Annotated in this window: 15 protein-coding genes; 13 read left to right on the forward strand and 2 right to left on the reverse strand. The window is 62.2% G+C overall.

Annotation, left to right across the window (positions count from 1 at the left end; all coding sequences use genetic code 11):
• Window positions 1–97 precede the first annotated feature (97 nt).
• From ACAG24_RS24930 to ACAG24_RS24950, 5 genes are all read left to right on the forward strand, one after another.
• Window positions 98–1,342, forward strand: coding sequence for a SagD/YcaO family ATP-dependent cyclodehydratase (locus ACAG24_RS24930; protein ID WP_370475543.1), 1,245 nt, complete (start codon window positions 98–100; stop codon window positions 1,340–1,342).
• A 1,665-nt stretch (window positions 1,343–3,007) separates the two neighbouring features.
• Complete coding sequence (locus ACAG24_RS24935; protein WP_370475542.1) at window positions 3,008–3,442, forward strand: nitroreductase family protein; 435 nt, start codon at window positions 3,008–3,010, stop codon at window positions 3,440–3,442.
• Between the two features lie 847 nt (window positions 3,443–4,289).
• Entirely contained in the window at window positions 4,290–4,853 is a 564-nt protein-coding gene (locus ACAG24_RS24940) for a JmjC domain-containing protein (protein WP_374150803.1), read from the forward strand.
• Window positions 4,854–5,113: 260 nt separating this feature from the next.
• Complete coding sequence (locus tag ACAG24_RS24945; protein ID WP_374150804.1) at window positions 5,114–5,683, forward strand: acyl-CoA thioester hydrolase/BAAT C-terminal domain-containing protein; 570 nt, start codon at window positions 5,114–5,116, stop codon at window positions 5,681–5,683.
• Window positions 5,684–5,702: 19 nt separating this feature from the next.
• Window positions 5,703–7,478, forward strand: coding sequence for an ABC transporter ATP-binding protein (locus ACAG24_RS24950; protein ID WP_370475538.1), 1,776 nt, complete (start codon window positions 5,703–5,705; stop codon window positions 7,476–7,478).
• A gap of 96 nt (window positions 7,479–7,574) precedes the next feature.
• Here the strand turns inward: ACAG24_RS24950 and ACAG24_RS24955 are convergent, their stop codons facing one another.
• Entirely contained in the window at window positions 7,575–7,787 is a 213-nt protein-coding gene (locus tag ACAG24_RS24955; RefSeq protein ID WP_370475537.1) for a hypothetical protein, read from the reverse strand.
• 94 nt (window positions 7,788–7,881) lie between these two features.
• Here ACAG24_RS24955 and ACAG24_RS24960 point away from each other — a divergent pair, with 94 nt between their 5' ends.
• A complete protein-coding gene (locus ACAG24_RS24960; RefSeq protein ID WP_374150801.1) occupies window positions 7,882–8,445 on the forward strand; it encodes a hypothetical protein in 564 nt (187 codons plus the stop codon).
• A 22-nt stretch (window positions 8,446–8,467) separates the two neighbouring features.
• Here the strand turns inward: ACAG24_RS24960 and ACAG24_RS24965 are convergent, their stop codons facing one another.
• Window positions 8,468–8,635 carry a hypothetical protein gene (locus ACAG24_RS24965; protein WP_370475535.1) on the reverse strand — a complete coding sequence of 56 codons (168 nt, stop codon included), beginning with the start codon at window positions 8,633–8,635 and terminating at the stop codon, window positions 8,468–8,470.
• A gap of 340 nt (window positions 8,636–8,975) precedes the next feature.
• Between ACAG24_RS24965 and ACAG24_RS29565 the strand changes: the two genes are divergently transcribed.
• From ACAG24_RS29565 to ACAG24_RS25005, 7 genes are all read left to right on the forward strand, one after another.
• Entirely contained in the window at window positions 8,976–10,433 is a 1,458-nt protein-coding gene (locus tag ACAG24_RS29565) for a DUF932 domain-containing protein (RefSeq protein WP_445206228.1), read from the forward strand.
• 15 nt (window positions 10,434–10,448) lie between these two features.
• Complete coding sequence (locus ACAG24_RS24980) at window positions 10,449–12,089, forward strand: ParB/RepB/Spo0J family partition protein (RefSeq protein WP_370475533.1); 1,641 nt, start codon at window positions 10,449–10,451, stop codon at window positions 12,087–12,089.
• 563 nt (window positions 12,090–12,652) lie between these two features.
• Window positions 12,653–12,898: a glutaredoxin-like protein NrdH gene (gene nrdH, locus ACAG24_RS24985; protein WP_370475532.1), complete on the forward strand. Its 246-nt coding sequence runs from the start codon at window positions 12,653–12,655 to the stop codon at window positions 12,896–12,898.
• A gap of 29 nt (window positions 12,899–12,927) precedes the next feature.
• Entirely contained in the window at window positions 12,928–13,566 is a 639-nt protein-coding gene (locus tag ACAG24_RS24990) for a hypothetical protein (RefSeq protein ID WP_370475531.1), read from the forward strand.
• Entirely contained in the window at window positions 13,563–14,183 is a 621-nt protein-coding gene (locus ACAG24_RS24995; RefSeq protein ID WP_370475530.1) for a hypothetical protein, read from the forward strand. Before ACAG24_RS24990 ends, ACAG24_RS24995 begins: the two co-directional genes overlap by 4 nt.
• Window positions 14,180–14,374, forward strand: a complete 195-nt coding sequence (locus ACAG24_RS25000; protein WP_370475529.1) for an amidohydrolase — start codon at window positions 14,180–14,182, stop codon at window positions 14,372–14,374. The genes ACAG24_RS24995 and ACAG24_RS25000 overlap by 4 nt, the downstream gene beginning before the upstream one ends.
• A 117-nt stretch (window positions 14,375–14,491) precedes the next feature.
• Window positions 14,492–15,091: a chymotrypsin family serine protease gene (locus ACAG24_RS25005; RefSeq protein ID WP_370475528.1), complete on the forward strand. Its 600-nt coding sequence runs from the start codon at window positions 14,492–14,494 to the stop codon at window positions 15,089–15,091.
• Window positions 15,092–15,415 lie beyond the last annotated feature (324 nt).

The following is a 15,415-nucleotide window of genomic DNA, read 5'->3' on the forward strand; positions in this document are numbered from 1 at the left end:
CCACCAACTTTTTTGAGCGGGGCGAGGACGTTCTCTTTAGCAACTTCTGAGAAAAACCTCAGTGGTTAAAGAGCCGACGGTATCAGCGATTGATAGCGTGGACTCGTTCGCTCCGTACTCCGTTTCTGCTGGACTGCACCTTGCGATGGCTGAATCAGCAGCAGTGTTGCAGTGGGACGAGCTGGGCAAACTAATCTGCGCAGAGCGTGAGCTTGTCGGAGCCGGCACTGATTTTGGCGATTCGGTCATGGCGCGTACTCGCGCCGTGGCCGAACTCATCGAGCGCCAAGTTGGGTTCCTTTACGGCGACCTCGACACAGTCATCGATCGTAAGTCGCGTCTCGGGTCCTCGGCGGTTGATCTTGAGCGCTTGCCTCGCTGTTCTGACCGCGAGTACGCGCTGCCCTCGTGTCCTCTGAGACCGCCAGATCCAGATCGCGACATGGAATGGATTCGTGCGCGAAACTTGATGACGGGCGAACGGCAGTGGATTCCTTTGTCGCTCGTGTTACTTCACGGCACCGAGGTTAGCTCGCACGACCGGCTGATGACTCCAATCTCCACAGGACTAGCGACTCATGTCAATGCTACTGAGGCACTACTGGCTGCAGTTGTTGAGACAATCGAACGCGACGCAATCGCTCTAACTTGGGAGGCGCGCCTCCCGCTACCTCAATTGGCCCCTGAGTGCCTCACGCCTAACGCAAGAGCATTCCTGGAAGCGGACCGGCAACGTGGTATCTCAACACTATTGTTTGATGCCACTACCGATATCGATGAGGTTGCTGTCGTCTACTGCCTACAACTCGATGAAAACAATGATGATGTAGCCCAGCACGTGCACTGTGCAGCCGCTCTCGACGTAGGCGCCGCGGCCGAGAAGGTTCTACGCGAATCGAGTTCTTCGCGTCTTGCAATTGCCCGTGCTGCTCAAACTCGCCACGTCGCAAGCGTTGAGAAAATAACGCAGTTGACAGATGGGGCTATCTACATGGGAATGCGTAGCCGACGAGATGCATTTAGATTCCTAATGACCGAATCACCGACCTCCACTGTCTCGTCACGAGTCAAGAAGGTCACGTCCGCTGAGCAGCTCTCGTTGTTAGTCGCGCAGCTGAAAAGCCTTGGAATTCAACTCATGGCGGTTGATCTGACCTCACGTTCAGCGCGTCGCTATGGATTGACAGTGGTAAAAGTCTTGGCCTGTGGGCTCCTGCCATTTTCCCACCTGCCGAGTGCACGTTACCGCGGTGTACCACGCTTGTATGCGTATCCGCTCGCACGATTTGGCAAGAGCCTACGAGAGGACGATCTGAATCCATGGCCGCAACCCTTTGCGTGATGGACGACGAACCCGTAAGTCGCTGAATGCTGTCACCGTGAGCACCTTCCAACGGGCCAGGTCATGGGTAATTGATGACGACTTTGGTCAAGAAGTTTTTAAACAATTTTCCGAGCATGGGGATGCAGTAGACTGCGTGGTTGAGCCAAGGCAGTTCAGATCCCGGGAACTCGTCATCGCTCCGATCGCGTGGGAATCGACATCATTGCTCTCTAGGCTCAGCGATCTAGCTATTCGCGCCGACGCCACCCTAGTCCCAATTGTTCTGACGCCAAGCCACATACGGCTGGGCCCTGTGATCGCTGGTGGGGTCAGTAGCTGTTGCTATCAGTGCTTCCTGGCAATCGAACAGAAACGGCACCGCGATAATGGGATAGGTCGATACCTCAAAGTTGTTCGAACATGGCCAACCGACAAGTCGCCTCCATTGACGCCGTATCTCTTTAGCCACGTTCTTGCCGCCTCGGCGTCAATCAAATTCATGGCTGACCTGAAATTGAGCGGGGGAGAGGCTTGGTACCTCGGCGGTCCTGACGGTGTCACTTGTTCACGGTTTGAGGGTATAGACGGGTGCAGACGCTGCGGGTCGCCGAGGCGAGATCGCACCGCTTTTGAGGGGACTCCATGGGACTAGATCCAACTACCTTTGAAGCAGTCCCACGCGAGTTCGTAACGGCAGTTTCTACAACCATCTATCGCATGAGCGAGCACTCTGTCGCTTTCCTCGGTCCGCCGGATACTCCTATAGTCTCGGGCGACGCGTCGACATTAGATATGCTAATTAGCTCTTATCAAGCCATCAGTGATCGCTCCGTGAGCACGGTTGAAGAATTAGCCGATGCTAACGGTCTCACGCGAGCCGAAGCGGGCGATGCCGCGCAGCTTCTTTGGCAATCAGGGGCTCTGGTTGCAAAGAGAACTCACGACCGAGATCCTTCGTATGACGGCTATTGGCAGTTGCGTGATCCTGCCGACCGAGCTAAAAATCGAACTTGCGCTGTCGAGGCTTACGACGAAGGGCTGCGGGCCTTGGCCGCGCCGTGTCTGGAACGTTCCGGCATATCTGTGGTAGCCACGGATCAAAACCCGCTTGCGGTACTAGTTCTGAATGACCGCTATCCCCCTGAGGTGGCTGCCAACAACAGTGCGATGACAGTCTGCGCGACCGCGGACGTGGCAATTGTTGGTCCTCTACTGGATGGATCGCCCCTCGGTCCTTGTGCAAACTGCGTGGCACAGCACATGCCGCAGCTTGCTGTGGACGCGCGCACACCAGCGGCCATCACTCTATGGAAATTGGCCATCGCAATCGCGATACAGCGCATTGTGCTCCTGACGTGCGGAGCTCTCCCCGACCAGATGAAGTACACAATCACGACAATCGGTAGCGACCTGACGACCCAAGTCCGGCCGCTGGTAGCTAACGCCGCATGCGCTCAATGCCGTGCTCGGGCCGATGCAAGCTCACCAAACCTCAGCGACGCTGTGCGGTCTTATGAATTCAACGCCCTATGTCAGACGACACGAAGATTAAGTCGTAGGGCACCCCACTCGCGTTCTGCAATAGGTTGGCGACGAAGAAGTGACGGCTCTGACGCTGAGACATACGGCGCATCCCTTGAAGCCGCCATACGAGATATAGCTAGAAGCGCGACAGGTGTCAGCGTGGAAGACCCTTCGCGACGCCTCACACCATCAGGTGGAGACCTCCGTTCTGTGGATGCGTTTTATGTGCTGCCAGGTAACGAATCAGATGCTGCGGTGGCGGGATTCTGGCCGCAAGAGCCGGGCTCGTACTACGAGAGGACCATTGTTCGCCCCGCCGCGTTTGCCCTGCGGGAGCAGGCTGGCATCGTGCTCGTTGCCGACTTGCACCGCATCAACTGGAAATATGGCACGTTTGCGTTGAAGCTTGCGCTTCTCGACTCAGGATGCGTTGCAGCCCACTGCATTGCGGCGGCAGGCCGATACGGCCTCCAGGTAGAGCTAAAAGAAGGCATCGTGGCCGATCCCGACCTGCGTAACGTGCTGGACCTAACATCGGAGTACGAGGCCGTCACCTCAATACTGTGGTTCGAAAAGCGAGCACAAGAGTCATGATTGGAATCGATCCTGAGGACGGGCCGGCTTTGATCAGCGAACTTCTCCGCGAGGCATCGACGAGGAGTTGCGACCAACCGCACCATGTTGTCGCGTGGCGCGATAGCTATCCTGCACGAGAGCTCGCCACGCGTCGAACAATACGGAAGCATCGTCCCGGTGTGCCGGCGCCCCAAGACGAAATACTGCACGTTGTTCGAACGATGGTCACAGTTGCCACGGAGGGGCTTTACGTGTTCTTACATGTCAGGCAGGTCGCGGGTCTGGCCCCAGGATGGTACGAACCCGCCGCAGCCACTCTCAACCAAGTGGCTCATGACTCACCGCGCTTAACTCATAGCTGGAAAGGAGACGCAGGTCCGGCGGTCCAAATAGTGCTAGCAGCCGATATTCGTAGTATTTCTGCAAGCGACTACGCAAGTACGATTGCCCGGGCGGGACGCGCCGCATTCAGCGGATGGCTCACTGCGATGCAGTTTGGCTACGATGGCGCCGTCTTGGCGGAATGCGATGTCCAAGCCTGGATTGGCGCGCATGGAAGTAAGTTGTTCGCGAGCCGGCCGCTCGTGTCACTCTCGCTTACTCCGAGGCCGACTGGCAAATGAATTTTTTGGAAGTCACTAGACCAGAACTAATGGTTAGCGGCGGATGCGCCGCCCTACCGGCTGGTGAACTCGCCAGTCGATTCGCCCAAGCGAGCGCTCTTGGTATACCCGAGATGTTGACGAGCGTGATCAATCGTTTCCAAATCCGTGTACCCCAACTGCGACTTGTCGGACCCAGTCGTCCAGATGAGAATAGCCTTTTCATCATTCGCCAAGGCTGGGACCGTCGCCTTGTCAGTGAGATGCCACCAAACATCTTCGAAGCGTTGCTGTACAGCTATGGTTGCACAGTCGTCATAAATCGATTCGATCGATACGACGACGCGCTATGGGACCTCTGCGGGTCTCTTGCCACGGATCACCGATGTGATGTCGTCGGTAACCTTTACGTCGCTTCTTCTTCGTCGCAATCTTTTGGGCGACACTGGGATGATCATCTCGTAATCGCTGTCCAATTGTCGGGAACCAAGCGGTGGTCATTCTTTGATGCCGAAGGCGGACCTGGCACCTCCCTCGACTCGTCCGCTCAGCCGACTTACTCGGTTCTACTTCAGCCAGGCGACGCGCTAATAATTCCCAAGTACATTTGGCATGAGGTCGTGAATGAGTCAGATGAACTCTCCGTTCACGTAAGTTTGGCTTTCTTCCTTCTCACGGCGAAGGAATTGTTTGAGCGCGACATTGCGCGTCTGACCGCATGCTCTTTTGCGCTGGCACAGGGAGGCTCTCGCCTACCGAGTGATTGTAGGCGGAAGCTGCGCCGACTCTTGGATGAACTCAGCGAACTCATCGACACCGCAGAATAACGGACCGGTCTATGTGCGAGTCCAGGGGAACTGGCAGTACGGAGTACCAGTATTGGCAGCGAGGGCAGTTACCGCCTGCGAGAGCAGGCCGCTTCTACCGCGCTCGGAGTGCTGCTTTGCAAGGGTCTGCTGTACTGGTCCTCGGAGGCAGCGAGGGCGGAATTGCATCTGCTCGGCGGCACGCGGCATCATTGGCAAGAAGCGGCATTAACGGTTTGGCAGTGGCCTACTTCGGCGTCCGGGGGATGCCTTCGACCTTGATGGACATTCCTCTGGAGTACTTCGGTGCAGCTATTGCCTGGTTGAAGGCGCAGCCCGAAGTTGACGCCGAACAAGTAGGTCTATTGGGTATATCGCGCGGAAGCGAGGCAGCTCTGCTCGCTGCGTTAACTATAAACACGAAAATTGCAGCCGTTGTCTGTGCAATGCCATCGAACGTCGTAGTTGGTAGCTGGCCGCCAGGATCAGCAGCGTGGACATGGAAAGGCAAACCCCTACCCCACGTTTGCCATCATGGCCCCCACGCCGCTGACCCTCTCGTCCATCTGCCCGTCGAACGCATCGATGCCCCGGTTTTGTTAATTGGGGCCGGGAACGACGCGGTGTGGCCGTCAAGCGATATGGCGACAGCTCTGTACGCGCGTCGACGGCTGAGCGTGTGGGGCAAGAGGGACGTGCTCTTGCAATATCCAAACGCGAGTCACAGAAGTGGTCGACTCGTTCCAGCTACTTGGGAACCTGACAATCCCACGGCGACCGCGGACGCAGCAGCTCGCCGTGACGCGTGGCCGCGTGTGTTGAAGTTTTTCAACGATAACTTGCAGCGGTGACTGGCGACGTGAGCCAATAATGTCGTCTATCACCGATTTAAACCTGGCCGAGGAATCATCGTCGCGGGTTTTGCGTCGAGCTGTCGCCTTCGCGTGGCCCTTCCGTCGATCACTTGCTTTACTCCTGCTGTGCTCGTTAGTACAGGCAATACCGGTCGCAGTCATTCCCATTCTCACACGGGAAATACTCGACATTGCGCTTCCGCGCCACGATCTGTCACTTCTCCTTGGCCTTGGAGCCACGACGGGATTCGTCGCCATCGTCGGCGGTATAGGCGGTATCGCAGCCACAAACTTAGCCCATGCCACAGGGCAGCGTGCTATCCATCGTCTGCGCTGCGACATGTTTGAGATCTTGCAGCGAATGCCAATCGACTTCTACGGCCGTGTCCGGAATGCCGAATTGCAGACACGGCTGATTCAGGATGTTAACGCCACGGGCACGGCCCTTACCGTCATGATCAGCTCGACGGCTCAAAACGGGTTGGCCCTGATCGCGGCGGCAACCGCTCTACTTTTCTTAGACTGGCGCCTCGCTCTTGTCGCCGGTGTCTTGGTCGGTGGGCTCACGATTCTCGGCCGCGGCGACGGCAAACTTCGTCAAAAACTCACACACGCGAGGCAGAACGAAGTGGTGAAGCTAAGTGGTGTTGTCGACGAGTCAATGACTGCCTCTGCGGTGGTCGTCACCCGCACTCTCGGACGGCAAGAATCGCAGCGCGCCCGATTTGGTAAGCAATCAGATAGCCTCGCGACTCGGGAGATCCGACTTGCGCAGGTCGGCAAATGGAAAGATGCAATACGGGACGGCGGATTAATTCTTCTTCCAACTGCCGTTTATGTCGCAGCGGGAATCATTGCGGCGAACGGCGCTGCTCTTAGCTTGGGTACGATGGTCGCGGTAGCCACCATAATTGTGCGGATGATACGACCCGTGGCCGCCCTGCAGTTGGCAGGACAAGCGCTAAGTGGTTCTCTTGCTCTGTTCCATAGGGTTCTGGCCGTTCTCGACCTTACGACGATTCCAGTGAATAAAGACGCACCATCCCTTGTAATCACGAACGGAAGTGTGGAACTTGTTGACGCAACGGTCCACTACACCGGAGCTGCGGAGCCTTCTTTGAAGTGCTTGACGCACAATTTTCAAGGCGGCACGACGACCGCGGTCGTGGGTGCATCTGGCGCCGGCAAGTCGACGCTTGTGTCGGTACTTCTCGGATTGGTCCAGCCGACCCACGGCACAGTTTCCGTGGATGGCCAATTGTTAAATTCGGTTAGCGCCGTATCTGTAGTGTCCGCAATCGGCGCCGTCACGCAACATACGCATTTGTTCGATGCTTCTATCCGCGACAACCTGAAGTTGGCGGCGCCCACGGCTGACGATAGTGCTCTTTTGGAGGCTTGCGAAGCTGCCCAGCTATCCGAATTAATCGAACGGCTTCCGGACGGTCTTAGCACCGAAGTGGGTGAACAGGGCTTTGTTCTTTCGGGTGGCGAGCGACAGCGTCTTTCCTGGGCCCGACTATTTCTGCGCTCGCCCTCAATTGTAGTGCTCGATGAGGCATTCAGTGCTCTCGACCCGATTACATCGGCCCGCATTAATAAAGCATATCGAAAACGCTTCCGCGGCATAACAACAATACAAATTTCACACGTTGTGGAAGCAAGAGATTGGGTCGAGCAGGTAGTGGTCATGGAGGATGGTCGGCTGGTTCAACGTGGCAGTCACGAGGAACTGCTGAACGAGGATGGCCCTTACCGCGAGTTGGCCACTAACTCCGGCGGACTCTTGTAAGCTTCCTTGCTGTATGGGCGTTGTGGACGCTAGCTTGCTAATCGCCCGCGGGTGAGGCTGGCGCGGTTTCCCAGCGCCTTGCGAAGCAAGCTGATCTCATAGTCGCACCATATTTGACAAGCTCCGATAGTCGGCAATGCCGTTCTCGACATGGGCATCGTCGCCAGCGGCGGCGAGCACCGGACCAGCTCCGTGAATCCCGCCGGGCCATCTGTGATGCGCTTCTTGGCGACCAGGTGCGACGTCGCCGTCGATGATGGCGACGTGTTGATAGGCCTCTGCCCAGTCAATGCCGCAGAACAGTTTCACGTTGGTCCTACCTCCGACCGGTAGCGGGTATTAGTGCTTGTGGCGTGTTCCCGCTGAATGAGTCAGGTGGACTCTGTAACGGGGACTCGCCACATTGCTTGCCGAAGGCGCCATATTCTCAATAACTTGCCCTTTCGCGCTGAGCTCGGCACGAGGCGTGCAATCGACGCTGCAGCGCTACGCCACTGATCCCGCGGCCGGGGCGCTGGCCCTGTTCGTCGAACACGTTGCGGTCTGCATCAACGACAAGCAGACCCTGCGACCGACTGGGCGTCTCTACGACGACGTCGACGCCGCCGGCCTGACCAGTGTCCTTGACCTTTTTCACCGTCGTCTCAACGACACCGAGCACGGAATCTACGAAGTGCGCCGGGTGGCCAAAACGCGCGGCGGCAACACCAAGCCGGTCATCGCCCGATCGGTTCGCCTGCTCGATCGTGGATCTCGCGCCGAGATGGCGGCCGCGCTGCCGGGCACGCCCGGGCGGCTGCACACCGGCAATGACGGCATCACGCGCAGCATCGCGCTCAGCAGAGGTGAGACGCCGCCGTGGGCGGAGCGCTTCTACGTCGCCTGCCCGGCCGTGGTTGTGGACAAGGCCAGACCCCACTTCGAGCGCTGGTTCGCCGAGGTCGCCGGCGATGTCGCACTGTTCTGAGACCCGCCACGAGACACGCCAGCTACAGCCCCAGCGAGTCCGACCAGGGGGGCTGCGCATACGCGACGTCAAACGGCATCGCCGCGCGCGGCCACGCGCCGGTGACCACCCAAGTCAGCGCCGGCGCCGACACCGGCCCCTGGACCGGCCGCGTCAACACATCGACCAGCGCACTCTCACACGACGACATGAACCCAGGCTACCGGCGCGGTGCGTATCCACAACGGAAGCGCCTGACGGCGCTGCAGTCGATTCGGCGGCCCCTCCGGGCCCGCCGACCTCGGAGGAAATTTGCCTTTCTGGCCCTCCGATTGTGGCCGGCGGCCCGCTGCGCGCAAGGCCACGGCCTCCGCTGCGCTCCGGGCCCACAGGCTCGGGCCAGCTCCCCCACAAACGTTCGCTGCGCTCACCAGGGACCTGCCCCGCCCGGACCTTTGCACTCCACGGCCCTCTACCGGCCCAAATCTTCAGTGCCAGAAGGCAAAAGAACGGGCGGCCACCGCCCACTCATCTCCCGAAAGGAACCCACCATGGCCCACGAACTCGATCAGACCGCAGGCAAAGTCAGCTTCGCCGACTCGCGCACCGACGCTTGGCACCAACTCGGCCAGCAGGTCGGCCACGCCATGACCGCCCGTGAGGCTTTGCACGCCGCCCACCTGGCCAACTGGAACGTGCGCAAAATGCCGCTGGTGGTCCCCCAGGAGCCGGTGATCGGCGAGACCGGTGTCACCACACCCGCGCCTCTGCCGGTGCCTGACCAGTGGGCCACAGTGCGCACCAACCCCATCACCGGGAACCTCGACGTGCTCGGCGTGGTCGGCAACAAGTACGAGCCGATGCAAAACGAAGCATCCTGCGATCTCCTCGACGCACTCACCGGGGAAAGCGGCGCGGTCTACGAGACGGCCGGAGCGTTGCGCGGCGGCCGCGAAACGTTCGTGACCATGAGGCTGCCCGAATCGATGGTGTTCGACGGGATCGACGGCTCTAAGGACCGCACCGATTTCTACCTGGCCGCGCTGAACTCACACGACGGGTCGAGCAAGTTTCGTTTTCTGGTGACACCGGTGCGCATCGTGTGCGCGAACACCCAGAGCGCAGCGATCGCGCGCGCGGCGGCCAGTTTCGGAATCAGCCACACCGGCGGGGCGGCCGTGGCGTTGCAGGAAGCGCGGCGAGCGCTCAAGTTGAGCTGGCGCTACGTCGAAGCGTTCGAGCAGGAAGCAGCCGCTCTCTACGCCGCGGCGATGGATCTCGACCAGATGCGCCACTTCGCTGGCGAGCTCGTCGACGTCGACGGCGCCGAATCCAAGACCACCGCCCGCAATCGCCGCGACACCGCCAACGCCATCGTCAAACTCTGGGTGTCCAGGCCCCACGGTGGCCCCGATCGCCGGCACCCGGTGGGCGGCCTACAACGCGGTCACCGAGTACGTCGACCATTACAGCAAGGTCCGCGCGACGGGCGACCCGCGCTCGGTGCGGGCCCTGCGCGCGGTCACCGGCGGCAGCACGGCCCAAACCCTGAAAACCACCGCCTTCCGGATGCTGCAAACCCTTTAACCCGTCGCGGGGGTCTGGCCTGCAGCGCAGCAGGCCAGACCCCCGGGCACGCCGAAAGGCACTGCGATGCAGGCACACCCGCGCAGCCAGCGAGGCCCAGCGACGGCGGACCGATCCGGGCGGAGAACCGCACAGGCGGAAGCGCCTGCGGCGCTGCTGGACACCGGGTCCCTGCGGGCCCCGGCGCTTGTTTATTTGCCTTCTGGCTTTCGATTATGGCCGGCGGCCCGCTGCGTGCAAGGCCACGGCCTCCGCTGCGCTCCGGGCCCAAGGGCTCGCAAATTTCTTTCGAGGCTCGCTGCGCTCGCGCGAAGAATTTTGCGCCCGGACCTTTGCACTCCACGGCCCTGATGCCGGCCCAAATCTTCAGTGCCAGAAGGCAAAAAGAACGGGCGGCCACCGCCCCCTCACCCCATGTATGAAAGGTCACCATCACCATGAGCGAGAACACCACGACCGTCACCGACCACGACACCGACGCACAGGTCGCGGCGGCAGGCACTCTCGAACACCTCGACCCGCACACGTTGGAACTGGAAACCAACGTCCGCGACGACGCTGCACTCGACGCCGATTTCGTCGCCAGCATCAAAGAACACGGCGTGCTCAACCCCATCGCAGCGGTGCGCGGACACGACGGTGTGGTGCGGGTGCGCGCCGGTCAGCGGCGCACCCTGGCCGCACGCGAGGCAGGTCTGTCCAGCGTCCCGGTCTATGTACGCCCAGCCGGTGCGACCGACGACAAGACCCAGGTTGTCGAGCGGGTCTCCGAGCAGATCGTGGAAAACGACCGCCGCCGCGAACTCACCGAGGCCCAGCGGGCACGCGGCATCCAGCAGATGCTCGACGCCGGAGTTTCCGTGACCAAGGTCGCCAAGAAGCTGTCCATCGGGCGCGACACGGTCAAATCCGTGGCCACCGCCGCCGGATCGCAGGCCGCGATGGAGGCCCTCGACGCGGGGCAACTGTCGCTGTCAGAGGCCGCAGTGCTCAGTGAGTTCGATGACGACCCCGAGGCGATCGGGCGGCTGCTGGAAGTAGCCGGAACCAACCGATTCGAGCACCGGGTCGCCGAAATCCGCCAGGACCGCGCCGCACAACAGGCCTACCAGGAAGCTGCCGCCAGCTACACCGAGCAGGGATATACCGTGGTCGAGGACTTCCCCGCCTACGGAGATGCGACCTGCGTGGAACTGCGCTACCTGCGCACCCCCGAGGGCAGCGCCGCCACCGACGAGCATGTCACCGACCCTGCACACTGGGCGGTCTGCCTGACCGAGGTCGAAGGCTATGTGGACACCGAGACCGGCGAACCGGTCGACGCCCACGACATCGACTGGCACGCCCGGTTCAGCGCCACGGTTGCCGAAGGCAAGCGCGACCCCAACTCGGTCACCGAAGTCGTTGTGTGGGAAGCCGATTGGTTGTGCACCGACTACGCCGCCGCCGGACTGGTCCTGTGCGAATCACTGGCTCACCGCGTGGAAGCCCTCGCCCGCGAGGACCGCGACCACGACGACAATGAACCCGACGACCAGGACGCCGAGGCGCGCGAGGCCGCAGCGGCCGAGGCTCAGCGGCGCGAGCGACGCAAAGTCATCGCGCTCAACAAACTCGGCGAAGCCGCTCAGCAGGTGCGTCGCCAATTCATCACCGACAAAATCCTCGCCCGCAAGACCGCACCCAAGGGCGCGGCGATGTTCGTCGCGAGCTGCCTCACCCGCGACGTGCGCCTCATCGAGGAACACCACGGCGGCCAGATCAGCGCCGAGCTGCTCGGGGCCAGCGACACGGCCTCAGTCAAGACGATGGTGGCCGAGCTGCCCGCCACCGGGGACGGACGCGCCCAGGTGATCACCCTGGCGCTGGTGCTCGGCGCACTGGAAGCCCGTACCGGCAAGGACGCCTGGCGTGGGAGCGGCTGGGGCCACTACGTCGGAGCCGCCGAGCTGCTGCGCTTCCTGTCCGACAACGGCTACCCGCTGGCCGACATCGAGCGCGTCATCCTCGGCGAGCAAACCGCCGACGCGCTGTATGACGCTGTGACCGAGCAGGCTCAGGCAGACGAGGAGGACTAGCCCGAAGCTGGGGGTGGGACCGGACAATGCCGGGCCCACCCCCCACCGGGCGGACACCATTTACGCCACAATGACACGCACCCCTGGGCACCTATTCCCGCGTTCAGTGCTCACCACGCGGAAGCGCCTAGCGGCGCTGCTGTGTTTTCTCAATTCACGCCCCTTTCTCGTTTCATCAATTGTGGCCGGCGGCCCGCTACACGCAAGGCCACGGCTCCGGCCTAAAGGCCCGGAAACTTTTCCCAAATACCGCTCGCAAAAAGACTCGCGGGAAAACTTTCCGTCCGTGGCCTTGCGCTGCGCTGGGCCTCGCGCCGGCCATGACATTGATGCGAGAAAGCGTCGAAGAACAGGCAGGCCACTGCACCAAAGACGGCGCTCCGTGTAGGCGGCTCCCAAAGGAGGGAGGTTGGTTTTCCGGTGGCATACCGGTCATATCCGACTCGGAAATAAGCCACGTAGTTTATCAACAAGAGACCCAAATAAATGTTGTCAGACACGCCGAATAGCCGATAGAATATGAATAGATCACCGCAACTATTCCTAAACCCAAGGAGTGCGAAATGACCGCAATCACCGTCTACACAAAACCCGCTTGCGTGCAATGCAATGCAACCTTCCGGGCATTGGACAAAGCAGGCGTGAATTACGCGACTGTCGACATCACCGTCGACAGCGACGCGCGCGACTACGTCATGGGGCTGGGCTACCTCCAGGCCCCCGTCGTGGTGGCCGGCGGACAGCACTGGTCCGGTTTCCGGCCCGACTGTATTGCCGCTGTCAGCAAAGCTCACCCGCTGAGCGCCTGATCACCTTTGACCACGACAGGAGACCCACGATGTACCAGCTATCCATCGACCACCAGGGCCGGTCGGTCACCACCACCGAGCACCCCGATCGCGAGGACGCCCACCGCGGCCTCATCAACTACGTCATCGGCGCCGACTACTACGTGCGTCCGCTGCCCACCAAGCCCGACACCACCCGCTACGAGCTGCTCGCCCTGGCCGACCCCGACAGCCGCGCCACCAGGCCGCACCACACCGGACACGCCACCATCACCCCGGCCGGTCACCAAGCCAGCGAGACCGCCACTTACCACGCCGCCGTCGCCGCGCAGCGATGGATCACCGACCACCACGACACCTGGCACCACGGATCGGACACCGACGCCGGAACCCGCTACCCGCTGGCAGTGCTCACCGCCGCCCGCGCCGAAGGTCACTGCTGGTTCACCGCAGGCACACTCTGGCGCGAAGCCGCACAGCTGGCCGGTGTCGAACTGCCCACCGCACCCGATCAGCATGTCCTGGAGACCCTGCGCCACCACGCCCTGAGTCAGGCCGATACCCAGCCGAGCCCCGCCGAGCTGGCCGCCGCCGTGCACGCCGCTCTGCCCGCCGCCACCACCACAGACCAGGCCAGCGCCCTGACCTGGTGGTATGCACTTCTGAACTGGGGGATCACCGCATCATGACCGCAGCCCACCGTGCCCCACTGCACGTCGTTCCTGACAATGACACCGAGCTGGCCCCTGGTGAGGACTTCGAGCTCAGTGCCGAACCGAGCGGCGAGACCATCGCCGCACGATGGGAGCCGGAAAATCAGCTCCTCGGAGCCCTGCTCTGGATGCCCTACACCCGGGCGCGCACCTTCTGCGACCTCATCCCCGACACCGCGATCTGGCGGCCCATGAACCGCTGGGTCTACGAGATCATCCGCCGCGTCACCGACGCCCGCCGCGACCCCGATCCTGTCACCGTATTGGCCTACGGTCGCCAGCACGCCGCCACCCAGTCGCTGGACCCCGCTCGCCCCCCGACCGCCGGCCAACACCACCGACTGGCCCTACACCTGGCCGATCTCTACACCCACACCGTCAGCGCCGCCTCAGCAGCCAACCACGCGCGGGACGTCCTCGACGAGGCGTACCGCCGCGCGGTGCGCGAGCACGGAATCCGCATGCAGCAGATGGCCGACAGCGGCGCAGACCGCGCCGACCTCACCACTCACATCAGCACCGTCCGCGACGACCTCGCCGAGCTGTGGCGGCGCGCCGAAACGGCCGCCCAGCCCGGATGGGACCAGCCGTGACCAGCCCCGGCCGCACCTCCACCCCGGTCAGCGTCGATCTGCGCATCGCTGCCCGCGCTGGCCACGCCGTCCAATCCTGCACCGCCCAGGACCACGGTCAATCCGCGCGCATCGCACACGCCTGGATCGACACCCTGCACAACCGCGCCCGCCGCGCCGCCGAACGGCAACGCACGCGGCCGCAACGCTGAACCGGCGTCCGAACGCGGAATGTCAGCGGTCACCCCGACAATGATCCGCAGCGCCCCACCAGGAAGAAAGGCCCCGCGATGCGGCCCACCCGCGCAGCAACACTAACCACCCTCACCATGGCGTTTAGTGCCATCACCAGCCTGCTCGCACCCGCGCCGAGCCATGCTGGCGCGTACACCGTCGCCGCCGGCGATGAGATCGCCGTGCACTCAGGCACCGGGTCCACCACCTGCACGCTGGGCTACACCTACACCGCCGGTGCCACCACCTACGGGGTCACCGCCGGCCACTGCACTCGAGGTGGCGGCTCCGCGGTATCCGACCACGACAGCGGGGCCACCGGGGCCGTCGCCGTCGCCGTGACCGACCCCGATCCGCTGTTCGACGACTTCGCGCTGATCAACTTCGGTGCCAGCCGATCGGTGTCGACGATCAACGGCATGCCCGTCGGCGGCATTGGTGTTCCCAATCCAGCAATCACCGTGTGCCGCAGCGGAATCCGCACCAACACCGTGTGCGGCCAGCTCGGCGGCCGCCTCCTGGGCTACCAGTACAACGTGACCGGGATGCCCGAAAGCATCCCCGGCGACTCCGGAGCTCCCGTGTGGCAGCCCGCCAGCGACGGCACCGCCACCCACAGCGGCATCCGCACCGGCCGCTTCACCAGCCTGACCGAATCACTGACCGATCTGGTCGTCGCCGGCCTGCAGCGCTGACCCCGGGGCGGGCCGGTGCCCGTGCACTGAGAAGACGCCGGCGCGCAAGCGCCGCCCACATCTATCGACCAACCCAGCGCCCAGCGTCGGGAAGCGCCCCGGCACACTTACCCCACAACGCCCGGTGCACGAAAAACCCCGGCGGAGAACTTCGTTCGGGGTGAAGGCACTCATAGTGCCAGCCACTGACGGCCCGTCGCCTCGCCCACACCTCACCTCACAACACGGCGCCCCCGGGGGGCGCCGATGCCCGCCTGCGGCGGGCTCGTCCGTAGCCCCTCACCTTTAACCGTTCAGCTGGGTCGCCCAGTGTGACCGACGAGG

This window comes from Mycobacterium bulgaricum (genome assembly GCF_041287165.2).
Taxonomy (GTDB): Bacteria; Actinomycetota; Actinomycetes; order Mycobacteriales; family Mycobacteriaceae; genus Mycobacterium; species Mycobacterium bulgaricum.

Excerpts from the sequence above, each read along its gene's own strand:
- ACAG24_RS24940 (WP_374150803.1), top strand. The coding sequence starts at position 4,290 with ATGCCACCAAACATCTTCGAAGCGTTGCTGTACAGCTATGGTTGCACA.
- ACAG24_RS24945 (WP_374150804.1), top strand. The coding sequence starts at position 5,114 with ATGGACATTCCTCTGGAGTACTTCGGTGCAGCTATTGCCTGGTTGAAG.
- ACAG24_RS24950 (WP_370475538.1), top strand. The coding sequence starts at position 5,703 with ATGTCGTCTATCACCGATTTAAACCTGGCCGAGGAATCATCGTCGCGG.
- ACAG24_RS24965 (WP_370475535.1), bottom strand. The coding sequence starts at position 8,635 with ATGTCGTCGTGTGAGAGTGCGCTGGTCGATGTGTTGACGCGGCCGGTC.
- ACAG24_RS29565 (WP_445206228.1), top strand. The coding sequence starts at position 8,976 with ATGGCCCACGAACTCGATCAGACCGCAGGCAAAGTCAGCTTCGCCGAC.
- ACAG24_RS24980 (WP_370475533.1), top strand. The coding sequence starts at position 10,449 with ATGAGCGAGAACACCACGACCGTCACCGACCACGACACCGACGCACAG.
- nrdH (WP_370475532.1), top strand. The coding sequence starts at position 12,653 with ATGACCGCAATCACCGTCTACACAAAACCCGCTTGCGTGCAATGCAAT.
- ACAG24_RS24990 (WP_370475531.1), top strand. The coding sequence starts at position 12,928 with ATGTACCAGCTATCCATCGACCACCAGGGCCGGTCGGTCACCACCACC.
- ACAG24_RS24995 (WP_370475530.1), top strand. The coding sequence starts at position 13,563 with ATGACCGCAGCCCACCGTGCCCCACTGCACGTCGTTCCTGACAATGAC.
- ACAG24_RS25005 (WP_370475528.1), top strand. The coding sequence starts at position 14,492 with ATGGCGTTTAGTGCCATCACCAGCCTGCTCGCACCCGCGCCGAGCCAT.